The 11,921-nt window shown below is 65.6% G+C and carries 12 protein-coding genes; 8 read left to right on the forward strand and 4 right to left on the reverse strand.

Annotated elements, in window-relative coordinates; genetic code table 11:
• Positions 1–69: 69 nt before the first annotated feature.
• The 3 genes from recN to ligA are packed head-to-tail and all read left to right on the forward strand — an operon-like array spanning position 70 to position 4,240.
• Positions 70–1,734 carry a DNA repair protein RecN gene (gene recN / locus M2336_RS09130; protein ID WP_264574715.1) on the forward strand — a complete coding sequence of 555 codons (1,665 nt, stop codon included), beginning with the start codon at positions 70–72 and terminating at the stop codon, positions 1,732–1,734.
• Positions 1,734–2,042, forward strand: a complete 309-nt coding sequence (locus M2336_RS09135) for a hypothetical protein (protein ID WP_264574716.1) — start codon at positions 1,734–1,736, stop codon at positions 2,040–2,042. Before recN ends, M2336_RS09135 begins: the two co-directional genes overlap by 1 nt.
• Positions 2,039–4,240, forward strand: coding sequence for an NAD-dependent DNA ligase LigA (gene ligA, locus M2336_RS09140; RefSeq protein WP_264574717.1), 2,202 nt, complete (start codon positions 2,039–2,041; stop codon positions 4,238–4,240). Before M2336_RS09135 ends, ligA begins: the two co-directional genes overlap by 4 nt.
• 12 nt (positions 4,241–4,252) lie before the next feature.
• Here the strand turns inward: ligA and M2336_RS09145 are convergent, their stop codons facing one another.
• The 3 genes from M2336_RS09145 to M2336_RS09155 form a co-directional block, all read right to left on the reverse strand.
• Complete coding sequence (locus M2336_RS09145; RefSeq protein ID WP_264574718.1) at positions 4,253–5,116, reverse strand: dienelactone hydrolase family protein; 864 nt, start codon at positions 5,114–5,116, stop codon at positions 4,253–4,255.
• Between the two features lie 74 nt (positions 5,117–5,190).
• A complete protein-coding gene (locus M2336_RS09150; RefSeq protein ID WP_264592892.1) occupies positions 5,191–6,204 on the reverse strand; it encodes a 50S ribosomal protein L11 methyltransferase in 1,014 nt (337 codons plus the stop codon).
• Positions 6,205–6,277: 73 nt separating this feature from the next.
• Positions 6,278–7,666: a methyl-accepting chemotaxis protein gene (locus M2336_RS09155; protein ID WP_264592893.1), complete on the reverse strand. Its 1,389-nt coding sequence runs from the start codon at positions 7,664–7,666 to the stop codon at positions 6,278–6,280.
• Positions 7,667–7,876: 210 nt separating this feature from the next.
• Here M2336_RS09155 and sdhC point away from each other — a divergent pair, with 210 nt between their 5' ends.
• Genes sdhC through sdhA form a run of 3 tightly spaced genes read left to right on the forward strand, consistent with a single transcriptional unit; the run spans position 7,877 to position 10,517 of the window.
• A complete protein-coding gene (gene sdhC, locus M2336_RS09160) occupies positions 7,877–8,311 on the forward strand; it encodes a succinate dehydrogenase, cytochrome b556 subunit (RefSeq protein WP_264574721.1) in 435 nt (144 codons plus the stop codon).
• Positions 8,311–8,700: a succinate dehydrogenase, hydrophobic membrane anchor protein gene (gene sdhD, locus M2336_RS09165; protein WP_181559024.1), complete on the forward strand. Its 390-nt coding sequence runs from the start codon at positions 8,311–8,313 to the stop codon at positions 8,698–8,700. The genes sdhC and sdhD overlap by 1 nt, the downstream gene beginning before the upstream one ends.
• A gap of 2 nt (positions 8,701–8,702) precedes the next feature.
• The gene (gene sdhA, locus M2336_RS09170; protein ID WP_181559025.1) at positions 8,703–10,517 is read left to right on the forward strand and encodes a succinate dehydrogenase flavoprotein subunit; all 1,815 of its coding nucleotides are present in this window, start codon (positions 8,703–8,705) and stop codon (positions 10,515–10,517) included.
• Between the two features lie 163 nt (positions 10,518–10,680).
• On the opposite strand, the gene M2336_RS09175 is transcribed toward sdhA, so the two are convergent.
• A complete protein-coding gene (locus tag M2336_RS09175; RefSeq protein WP_181561349.1) occupies positions 10,681–10,842 on the reverse strand; it encodes a YdcH family protein in 162 nt (53 codons plus the stop codon).
• Positions 10,843–11,112: 270 nt separating this feature from the next.
• Here M2336_RS09175 and M2336_RS09180 point away from each other — a divergent pair, with 270 nt between their 5' ends.
• Together M2336_RS09180 and M2336_RS09185 are read left to right on the forward strand one after the other, a co-directional pair.
• On the forward strand, positions 11,113–11,313 hold the full coding sequence (locus tag M2336_RS09180; RefSeq protein ID WP_181559026.1) for a YdcH family protein: 201 nt from the start codon (positions 11,113–11,115) through the stop codon (positions 11,311–11,313).
• 108 nt (positions 11,314–11,421) lie between these two features.
• The gene (locus M2336_RS09185; RefSeq protein ID WP_264592894.1) at positions 11,422–11,898 is read left to right on the forward strand and encodes a DUF1465 family protein; all 477 of its coding nucleotides are present in this window, start codon (positions 11,422–11,424) and stop codon (positions 11,896–11,898) included.
• Positions 11,899–11,921 lie beyond the last annotated feature (23 nt).

Below are 11,921 nucleotides of genomic sequence, written 5' to 3' on the forward strand. Positions count from 1 at the left end.
CTTTCCGGCGCGTTGCGCTGGCGAAGGCGGGTGACAGCATGAGGGCAATGGATTAGCTCTGCACCGCATATGCTGACCGGCCTCTCGATCCGTAACATCGTGCTCATCGAGGCGCTCGATCTCGTGTTCGAGCGAGGGCTGACCGTGCTCACCGGCGAAACCGGCGCGGGCAAGTCGATCCTGCTCGATGCGCTGGGCTTGGCGCTGGGGATGCGGGCCGATAGCGGCCTCGTGCGCGCCGGTGCCGATCAGGCCAGCGTGACCGCGACATTCGATCCGCCGGCGCCCGGTTCGGCCCTGGCCATCCTGCTGGCCGAAAGCGACGTTGCTCAGGAACCGGGCGAGCCGCTGCTGATCCGCCGCACGCTCAAGGCCGATGGCGGCAGCCGCGCCTTCATCAACGATCAGCCCTGCTCGGCGGCGCTGCTGCGCGATGTCGGCGGCTATCTTGTCGAGATTCACGGCCAGCATGACGAGCGCGGCCTCATCAACCCGCGCGGGCATATGGACCTGCTCGATGCCTTTGGCGGACTGGATGCCGTAGCGGTACGCACCGCACACGGCGTCTGGCAGGCTGCGCAGGCGCGGCTCACCGAGGCCCGCGAGACGCTGGAGAGCGCCGCTCGTGAACGCGATTATCTCGCCCATGCTGTGGCCGAACTGACAGCCTTCGCGCCCGAACCGGGTGAAGAGGAGACGCTCGCCACCGAACGCGCTGACATGCAGAAGGGCGCGCGCCTCACCGAAGACATGGCCGCGCTCGACGATTTGCTCGGCGGATCGGACGGCGCCCTCGCCAAGCTTCGACAGGCAGCGCGACGGCTGGACCGGATCGGCGAGGAGCATGAGTTGCTGACGCAGGCGCTCGCCGCCTTCGATCGCGCCGTGATCGAGGCCAGCGAAGCGGAGGAGCATCTCGCGCGGGCTGGCGAGGCGCTGTCCGTCGATCCCGCACGGCTGGACGCGATCGAGACCCGCCTGTTCGATCTGCGGGCCTTGGCGCGCAAGCATCAGGTCGCGGCCGACGATTTGGCCGATCTGGCGGCGCGGATGAGCGATCAGCTCGCGCGGATCGATGCGGGCGAGGCGGGGTTGGCCGATCTTGAACGGGATGTCGCGGCCGCGCGGCAGGCATATGAAGCCGCGGCGCAGGCGCTCAGCGATGGCCGCCGGGAGGCCGCTGCCCGACTGGACGCGGCGGTCGCCGGCGAACTGGCCCCGCTCAAGCTGGATGCCGCGCGCTTCCGCACCGATGTCGAGCCGCTGCCGGAAGGGCAGTGGCGCGCGTCCGGCAAGGATCGGGTCGAGTTCATGATTTCCACCAACCCCGGTGCGCCCTTCGCCCCGCTCACCAAGATCGCCTCGGGCGGCGAATTGTCGCGCTTCATCCTGTCCCTCAAGGTCGCGCTCGCCGCGCAGGGCAGTGCCGGCACGATGATCTTCGACGAGATCGACCGGGGCGTCGGCGGTGCCGTGGCCGGCGCCATCGGCGAGCGGCTGGCACGGCTCTCCGGTGGCGGGCAGGTGATCGTCGTTACTCACTCCCCGCAGGTGGCCGCACGCGGCGCAGCGCATCTGCTCATCGCCAAATCCTCGCAAGGCACCATCACCCGCACCGGCGTCCATCCGCTCGACGATGCCGAACGCCGCGAGGAAATCGCCCGCATGCTCTCCGGCGCCGAGATCACCAACGAAGCGCGCGCACAGGCCGAGCGGCTGCTGGAGGGGGTGTGATGGGCTTTCAGAAATTAAACAGGGTGGTGCTGTTTGATCTGGGGCTCATGTTCTTCGGCAGCGTGATGTTTCTCGTGTCGCTGCTCGGAATGCTGGCTTTGCTACTCCTCATGCATATCGGTATTGTAGAGGCAGAAGGCCTGCACTGGTTGCCAGGCGCCGTTCTGATCGGCATGCTAAGCATAAGCATTTGGAACTTGAAGGCTTCTATTAGTCTTATCAATCAGCCGCTGCTTGGAACTGCCCAATGGATCGTTGCTCGTTCGATTCTCGCCTGCTCGCCGTTACTAGTTCTACTTCTTAAATGACCGACCCCCACACACTCACCGAAGCTGAGGCCGCGAACCGCCTCATGCGGCTCGCGAAGGAGATCGCGCGGCATAACGGGCTCTATCACGCCAATGACGCGCCCGAGATCAGCGATGCCGCTTTCGACGCGCTGGTGCGCGAGAATAACGCGTTGGAGGCGGCCTTCCCGCAGCTGATCCGGGCGGACAGCCCCAATCGGCAGGTGGGCGCTTCGGTGGCGACGTCTGCGCTCGCCAAAGTGCGCCACGAGAAGCGCATGATGAGCCTCGACAATGCCTTTGCGGACGAGGATGTGGCGGAATTCGTTGCGCGCGTGCGGCGGTATCTGGCGCTCGGTGAGGACGAGCCGGTCTTGATGACGGCGGAGGACAAGATCGACGGCCTGTCGCTCTCCATCCGCTATGAGGACCGCAAGCTCGTCCGTGCGGCGACGCGCGGCGATGGCGAGGTGGGCGAGGATGTCACGCCCAATGTTGCGCATATCGGCGATATCCCTCAGACCCTGCCCGCTGAGGCACCGGCCATCCTCGAGGTGCGCGGCGAGGTCTATATGGAAAAGTCCGCCTTCACCGCGCTCAATGCGCGGCTGATGGACGAGGCGCGCGCGACGGCCGAGGCGCGGGGCGAGGCATTCGACCCCGAGGGCGTGCGGCAGTTCGCCAATCCGCGCAATGCCGCTGCCGGATCGCTGCGCCAGAAGGATGCCAGCGTCACCGCCAGCCGCCCGCTGCGGTTTCTCGCGCATGGCTGGGGCGTGGTGAGCGATGACGGCCTGCCGGCGGATACGCAATATGGCGTGATGAAAGCGCTGGAAGGCTGTGGCATTCCGGTGTCCCGGCATCTGGTGCTGTGCGATGGCAGCGCGGCGATGCTGGCGCATTATCGCGCCATCCAGCAACAGCGCGCGGACCTGAATTACGATATTGACGGCGTGGTCTACAAGGTGGATCGGCTGGATTGGCAGGCGCGGCTCGGCTTCGTTGCCAAGGCGCCGCGCTGGGCGATTGCGCATAAATTCCCCGCCGAACAGGCCGAGACAACGCTGGAAGCCATCGACATTCAGGTCGGCCGCACCGGTAAGCTGACGCCGGTGGGGCGGCTCAAGCCGGTGACGGTCGGCGGGGTGGTGGTCCAGAACGTCACGCTGCACAATCGCGACGAGATCGCGCGGCTGGGCGTGCGGCCCGGCGACCGGATTCTCGTCCAGCGCGCTGGCGATGTGATCCCGCAGGTCGTCGACAATCTGACCCGTGACGCGGAGCGGGCGCCGTACATCTTCCCCGATCATTGCCCGGAATGCGGCAGCGAGGCGGTGGCGGAGGAAGGCGAGGTCGATGTGCGCTGCACGGCGGGCCTCATCTGCCCGGCCCAACGCATCGAGCGGCTCAACCACTTCGTCAGTCGCGGTGCGATGGATATCGATGGCTTGGGCGACAAGACCATTCGCGAGTTCTTCGCGCTCGGCTGGCTGGAGCATGGCCCGGCGGACATCTTCCGGCTCAGGCAGCATCGCGCCGATCTGCTGGGCCGCGAGGGCTGGAAGGAGAAGTCGGTCGACAATCTCCTCAAGGCCATCGAGGACCGGCGCGCGCCCGATGCCGCGCGGCTTCTGTTCGGCCTCGGCATTCGCCATGTCGGCGCGGTAACAGCGCGCGATCTGATGAAGGCATTCGCGACCTTGCCGGCACTGCAAGCGTGGTCGATGCTTGCCAATGCCGACCGGCTTCCGTTCGCATCGAGCGAAGTCGAGATGCTGATGCGCGAACGGGTCTCGACGTCGCTCGACCCGAACGGGGACGTTGTCCAACAGGCCAAGGCCACGCTCACCGCGATCGAAGGCATCGGCGGCGCCGTTGTTGAGGCGCTGGGCGACTTCTTCCATGAGGAACATAATGTCGCGGCGTGGGACGACCTGCTCTCGCAGGTTTCGCCGCCTCCTTATGTGGTGGATGTGAAGGCCAGCGCCGTCTCGGGCAAGACCATCGTCTTCACCGGCAAGCTGGAGACGATGAGCCGCGATGAAGCCAAGGCGCAGGCCGAGGCGCTGGGCGCCCGATCGGCCGGATCGGTCAGCGCGTCGACCGATCTGGTGGTGGCCGGGCCGGGCGCCGGCTCCAAGCTCAAGAAAGCCGCCGACCTCGGGATCGAGGTGATCGACGAGGCCGCCTGGGCCGAGATCGTGCGGAGCGCCGGCTAGGGCGCCTCCGCGTCAGGCCAGCGCCGTGCGGTACATGGCGAGCAACGCCGCCCAGGCCTTTTCCGCCGCGTCATGGTTATAGGCCTGGCTGCCGGGCACGCACCAGCCATGGTCGGCGGGGTAGACCTCGACCGTGGCGGTCTTGCCCGCCGCATCGAACGCCTTGCGCAGGATCGTCTTGGATTCCGGCTCCTTGGCATCGTCATTCTGCGCCACCGCGACGAGATAGGCGGCATCGGTCTTGGGGATGAGCAGATGCGGACTGCTCGGCTGGTCGGTGGTGAGGCCTCCGCCATGGAAGCTGCCGACCGCGCCGATCCGTGCCGAAGCCACAGCGGCGGTGCGGAAGGAGAGCGGCCCGCCCATGCAATAGCCCTGCACGCCCGCCTTGCGGCCCTTGTCGACCTGCGGCTGCGCGTCGAGGAAGCCGAGATAGGCCGCCGCGTCATGATCGACCGCGGCATCGCTCATCGCGGCGCGATAGCCGAACAGGATCTTGCGCGACTCAGGGTTGCTGAAGTCGAACGTCCCGTCGATCACCGGCGCGACGGCATTGCGGTAGAAGGGGTTGGGCACGAGCACGACATAACCCTCGGCCGCCAGGCGCCGTCCCATCTCGCGGAACACCGGGCGCAGGCCCATGATGTCCGGCCACATCAGCACGGCGGGCCAGGGGCCTGTGCCGGCGGGGTGGAAGAGGGCGGCATCGGCAGAACCGTCGGGCGTTTTGATGGTCACATTCTTCTCAGTGACGTTGGCGACGGCCTGCGCGGTCGCCGCCCCGGCCAGACCGACGGCCGCACCGGTGGCCATGAACATGCGCCGGGTGACGCTCCAATCCTCGACCAGGCCCTGATGGATGTCATTGTCGCACATGCCGAATCTCTCCCTCGCAGCGTCAGGCGGGGATGGTCGGTCGGCGCGGGCGCCCTGTCAATGCGCAGCCGGTGTTACCAGCTGCCGAAGCCGGGCGCGGCGCCATGATCGCCCGTGCGCCAGCGCGTCGGGCGGCGCCAGCCGAAGCGATGGCGCTTGCGCAGCACGAGCGTGGGCCAATCGCCATGATCGAACCCCCAGATCAGCACCATGCCCTGCGCGCGATAGGCCGCCTGCACGCGGCCGGCCTGGCTGCCCAGCAGGCCTGCCAGCATCAGCGTGCCGCCCTCGGCGACCTGTGCTGAGAGGCTTGGCGCCAACTCGATCAACGGCCCGGCGAGAATATTGGCGATGAGCAGATCATAAGGCGCAAGGCCTTGAATGAGCGGATGCTCGACCCCCGGCGCGGCGACCAACCGCAGCGCCCCCGCGCCGGCCCCGAGCGGAACGCCGTTCAAATCGGCATTTTCGGCCGAAACGTCCACCGCGACTGGGTCGATGTCCGAGGCCAGCACATGAGCGCGGGGCCACAAGCGGTTGGCGGCGAATGCAAGCAGGCCGGTGCCGGTGCCGATGTCCGCAATATTGCCATAGCGCATACCCCGCGCCTTGAGGTCGGCCAGCGCCAGCAGGCAGCCGCGTGTCGTCTCATGCTGGCCGGTGCCGAAGGCGCGGCTGGCGGGGATGAGAAAATCGATGCGGTCGGCGCGCGGGTTCTCCGCACTGTCGTGGCGGACATGGAACGGCCCGGCGGTCATCGGCTCCAGCCCGGCCTGGCTCTGCGTCACCCAGTCGGTGTCCGGCAATTGCGCGAGCGTGTAGGGGGTGGCCGCACCCTCGGGCATCAGCGCCGCAATGGCATCGATGGTGGCACGCGTCGGCTTGGTTTCGAAGATGATGTCGAGCTGCCAGGCATCGGGCTGGCTTTCGTCCGGCTCGCTGGCCAGAATCGCGGGCGGCGAGGGCCAGTCGATGAACAGCGGCTCGGCCTCAAGCTCGAACCGCTCGGCGACCGCGCGCGTGCAGGAAAAGGTCATCTGCCAGGGCGTCGCGGGCGCGGCGCTGGACGTGGAGGAACGCTGTGTCATGCCCTCTCTCTAGCCGATTTGGAGGGCAAAGGGAGAGAGAATGGACCGGGTCGCCCCGACCGAAGCGGATTTGTCAGACGGCGCGGCGGATTGGTGGATAAGCGGGCTGCGGCTCTGCCTGGGCGTCGGTCGCCGGTGCCATGGAGACCACGAAATTGGCCGAGCGCGTGCGCAGGGCGCCGAGCAGGTTGCGGACTTCGGTGAAGCCGCTTTCCAGCTCGTCGATCTCGGATGCGACGATCTCCGTATCCTGCCGGATCGCCGAAATGTTCGATGACATGGAGTCGGCGGCAAGGGCCGTTTCGTCCACAGCGGCGGTAATCATGGTCACGGTCTGCGATTGCGCGTCCATCGCGGTGCGGATGCGCATGCCCATGGTCTGCACGTTCAGCACGGTCTCGCGGATGCGCTCGTTGGTTTCGACCGTATGCCGCGTTGCGTTCTGGATGGCGGCGATCTTCTGCGCGATGTCGTCGGTGGCGTGGGCGGTCTGGCTTGCGAGCGACTTCACTTCCTGCGCGACGACGGCAAAGCCGCGTCCCGCATCGCCGGCGCGCGCGGCCTCGATGGTCGCGTTGAGGGCAAGGAGATTGGTCTGCCCGGCAATATCACGGATCAGGCCAAGGATCGATTCGATGGACTGGGCGTGATCGCTCAGCGCCGTCGAGACGTTCACGGCCTCGCCGGCCTGCTCGGAGGCCAGGGCGGCGACTTCCGCCGCCTGGTCAACTTCGGTGCGGGCTTCCTCGATGGCGCGGATCAGGCCGGAGCTGGTGTGCGCGGCCTCGCGCATGGCGATGGCCGATTGTTCGGCGGCGGCAGCGACTTCGGAGGCCTTGTCGAGCATCCCGCGCGTGGCGTTCGAGGATTCGCGGGCCTGTTCGCGCAGGCGCTCGCCCAGTTGCGCGGCCAGATCGATCTGCGTGTTCAGCAATTCGGAGAATTTGTCGCGCTGGCGCTGGCGCTCGATCCGGTCCTGCTCGCGGATCGTGTCGGCGTAAAAGGCGCAGCACACTTCCGCTTGCACCAGCGAGATGAACCGCATGGCGGCCAACAGTTCCGAGCGCTCGTCGCGATCGGCCACGAGCTCCGTCAGGATATCACGGACCTTGTCGACCACGCGGTTGATGATGACGATCTGGGTACGGATGGAGACATCGCGCGCCAGCATCTTCATCACGCCGGTGCGCGCCATCTCCGTCCATTCTTCCCCGGCGAAATCGCTGAGCAATGTCCGATGGAAGGTTCTTGCGCCCTGCCGCGTGGCTTCCAGCTCAGCCGGGCCGACCGCCGCAAGGTCGATGCATGGGAGGTACACCGCCATGGCGGTGTCGCCCAGTTCGTCGATGCGGTCTCCGAGATAAGCCAGGATTTGACGCGCCCGCCCCGGCAATGTCGCTTGGGGGTCGAACTCCTGCAGCCGTTCAGCCATTGAAATCGTGTCGCTTTTTCCTGCGATCATGGCCTCGGTGCCCCTTTTGTCCTGCCATTTGCCGGGTCGTATGGGGTGGCGTGATATCGGCCTTTCGTTAATCGAGGGCTAACATCCTCTGTTTTCCATGTTCACCGGAACCTCAGTCTGCACATTGGTGACATGGCGCCAGCGAGCGTTTGCAGTGCAGCAGCTTTGCGCTAAAGGGGCGCATTCTTTCACGAACAGGACTGCTCGATCATGGCGCAATCCGGGCGAAGGCCGCTTTCCCCGCACCTCACCATCTGGAAGTGGGGCCCGCATATGCTTCTTTCCATCCTCCACCGCGTGACGGGGGATGGCATGGCGATTCTGGGCGGCCTCGGCCTGACCTGGTGGCTGTATGCAGCGGCGAGCGGACCGGCGGCCTATGCGAACTTCCAATATTATGTCTGGCAAGCGGATGCGGGCGATCTGGCTGGCCTGATCGCCAATGTGATCGCGCGCATCGTGCTGATCAGCCTGACTTGGGCGTTCTTCCAGCACATGCTCTCGGGCCTGCGCCATCTGGTGATGGACATGGGTGCGGGCTTTGAGCTGACGGCGAACAAGCGGTGGTCGAAGGTCATTCTCGCCGCCTCGGCGCTGGCGACTGTGGCCTTCTGGGCGTGGATCTTCGTGGGGAGGGCATTCTGATGGGCAGCGGAACCAGACTGGGCCGCGTGCGTGGCCTCGGCTCGGCACGGAGCGGCACGCATCACTGGATCGCCCAGCGCTTCACGGCAATCGGCAATCTGCTGCTGGTGAGCTGGCTGCTGGCCAGCCTGGCGCTGCTGCCGGCGCATGACCATGCGGCCATCACCGGCTGGCTGACCCAGCCCATCGTCGCGGTGCCGATGATGCTGATGATTGTCAGCGTTTTCTATCACATCCGCCTCGGTCTTCAGGTGCTCATCGAGGATTATGTGCATGATGAGGGGCTGAAGTTCGCCACGCTCATCCTGCTGCACTTCTTCGTCATCGGCTGTGCCGCGGTCAGCCTGTTCTCTGTCGCGAAAATCGCCTTGGCCGGAGGGGCGCTCTAATCATGACGCAAGCCTACAAGATCATCGATCACACCTATGATGCGGTCGTCGTCGGCGCCGGCGGCTCGGGCCTGCGCGCCACCATGGGCATTGCCGAGAGCGGCCTCAAGACCGCCTGCATCACCAAGGTGTTCCCGACGCGCAGCCACACTGTCGCAGCGCAAGGCGGCATCGCGGCGAGCCTGGGCAATATGGGGCCGGATCACTGGACCTGGCACATGTACGATACCGTCAAGGGCTCGGACTGGCTCGGCGATCAGGACGCGATCGAATATATGGTGCGCGAGGCGCCGGCGGCGGTTTACGAGCTGGAACATGCCGGCGTGCCGTTCAGCCGCACGCAGGAAGGCAAGATCTATCAGCGCCCGTTCGGCGGCATGATGCAGAATATGGGCGAAGGCCCGCCGGCCCAGCGCACCTGCGCGGCGGCGGATCGTACCGGCCATGCCATGCTGCACGCGCTGTACCAGCAGAGCCTGAAGTACGACGCGGACTTCTTCATCGAATATTTCGCACTCGACCTCATCATGGAAGACACGCCGGACGGCCCCGTCTGCCGTGGTGTCATCGCGCTCTGCATGGACGATGGCACGATCCATCGCTTCCGCGCCCATTGCGTGGTGCTCGCCACCGGCGGCTACGGCCGCGCCTATTTCTCGGCGACCAGCGCCCACACCTGCACGGGGGACGGCGGCGCCATGGTGCTGCGCGCCGGCCTGCCCCTGCAGGATCTGGAGTTCGTCCAGTTCCACCCGACCGGCATTTACGGCGCGGGCGTGCTCATCACCGAGGGCGCGCGCGGCGAGGGCGGCTACCTCACCAACTCGGAAGGCGAGCGCTTCATGGAGCGCTATGCCCCCTCCGCCAAGGATCTCGCGAGCCGTGACGTCGTGTCGCGCTCGATGGCGATGGAAATCCGCGAGGGCCGCGGCGTCGGCGCCAACAAGGATCACATCCACCTGCACCTCGATCATATCGATCCCAAGGTGCTGGCCGAGCGCCTGCCGGGCATTACCGAGAGCGGCAAGATTTTCGCAGGCGTGGACCTGACCCGTCAGCCGCTCCCTGTGGTGCCGACCGTCCACTATAATATGGGCGGCATCCCGACCAATTATCATGGCGAGGTCGTCACCCGGAAGGGCGACAATCCCGATCATGTCGTGCCCGGCCTGTTCGCGGTGGGCGAGGCGGCTTGCGTCTCGGTGCACGGCGCCAATCGCCTGGGCTCAAACAGCCTGATCGACCTCGTGGTGTTCGGCCGGGCGACCGGCAAGCGCATTGCCGAGATCGTGAAGCCCGATACGCCGCACAAGCCGCTGCCCAAGAGCGGTGACGAGCTGGCGCTGGGTCGCCTCGATCATTTCCGCAATGCCAAGGGCGGCACGCCCACGGCGCAGATCCGCCTCGACATGCAGCGCACGATGCAGGCTCACGCCGCCGTGTTCCGCACCGAGGAGCTGATGGCGGAAGGTGTCGAAAAGCTCGGCAAGATCTACGAGGGGATGACGGACATCGGGGTCACCGATCGCTCGCTCATCTGGAACAGCGATCTCGTCGAGACGCTGGAGCTGGACAACCTCATTTCGCAAGCCAGCGTCACCATCCACGGCGCGATTGCGCGCAAGGAAAGCCGTGGCGCCCATGCGCGCGAGGATTATGCCGATCGCGACGATGCCAACTGGATGAAGCACACCCTCGGCTGGTTCGACGGCTGGGGTGGCAAGGGCGGCAGCGTGAAGCTCGATAGCCGTCCGGTGCACGACTATACGCTGACCGACGACATCGACTATATCGCGCCGAAGAAGCGCGTTTACTGATCGGGCTCCATCGCGATGGGGCGCCAACAGAGCGTCCCGCGCGATGTGGCTTCGGCAGGCGTTTTCAGCTTGGTCGTTGGGGATCGTCAGTCGTCTGACGATAGCCGGGCTGGCCAGAGCAGGGGCGGCCAGCGCCCCTACCTGGCTGTCATAGCCCTGGCGCTCAGGTCGCTGCGGAAGCGAGTGCCTGTTTGATGCGCAACTTCTCTTTCTTGAGGGTGGCGAGCCGGTAACTGTCCGGCGCAGGACGGGTAATCTCGTCCTTGATCCGGGCCTCCAGCCCGGCATGCTTGGCGTGCAGTGCGGAAACGTGGCTTGTGTCCATCATGTCCTCCTTGGCCATTGCTTCAATGGAGGTTCAGTAAATCACCAATCGCACCCGCTGTCTCTGGCAATTGCGCGAAGCTGCGATAAATCGAGACCCGTCATGCGGTGTCACGTTATTTCGTTAAACATTCTTTCTGTGGGCAGACAGAAGCTTGCGGGCGCACGAAAGAAAAGTCGCTAACCACCTTCTTTTGTTGCGCAGTTGCGCATTGCCGCGCCAAGGGTGCCCTGCCATGTAGGCGTGCCGTTCAGAACTGGGGGCGAATCGGTGTTATCGATCGAGGAAATCGAGCAGCGGCTGGAAGCCTTGCGTGTCGAGCATCGCGATCTCGACTGCGCGATTGCGGCTTTGGGTCAGCTTTCCTTGCCCGACCAGCTTCAGCTCGCCCGCCTCAAGAAGCGCAAGCTTCGCCTGCGCGACGAGATCACCATGCTGGAAAACAGCCTGATTCCCGACATTATCGCCTAACCGCCCACGGGTATAAGCGGCCGCCGGATCGACGGGAACACCCATCCAGATGGTATATTGAAGGTTAATCGACCTGACGTTCCGCCCGGCTTGTGGCAGCACAGGCTCATGAACGACTCGATGCCCCCGCACGTGCTTGACCGTCAGCTTGTCGACGCCCTGTATGTCGATGCCATGGTGCTGGCTGATGAGGCGCGCTCCTATTTCGATGATCGCGCCGAGGAGCATCGTCAGGCGCTGGGTCACATCGGCTGGGTCGATTTCTCCTGCGAATCGATCAAGGTGACGACGCGGCTGATGCACGTCATCGCGTGGCTGCTCACGCAGCGCGCGATCTTCAATGGCGAGATGCGCGAATCTGTGCGGGAGGAGGAGCGCTATCGGCTTGGCCCGGCCGCCCTCACGCCGCTCGATGTCTCGTGCCAGTTCAACGAAGAGATGCGCGCGCTCATCGCCAGCTCCGAGGAGCTCTATGCGCGAGTGGCCCGCCTCGAGCGCCAGTTCCTGGCCCGCAGGTCCCGCTTGTCGGCGATGCCGATCAATCCGGCGCATGTTCTGCTGACGCGGCTTGAACGGGCCTTCTGAGCCGTCCGGCCGGACAGCCCGCC

The sequence above is a fragment of the Sphingobium sp. B1D7B genome, assembly GCF_025961965.1.
Classification (GTDB): domain Bacteria; phylum Pseudomonadota; class Alphaproteobacteria; order Sphingomonadales; family Sphingomonadaceae; genus Sphingobium.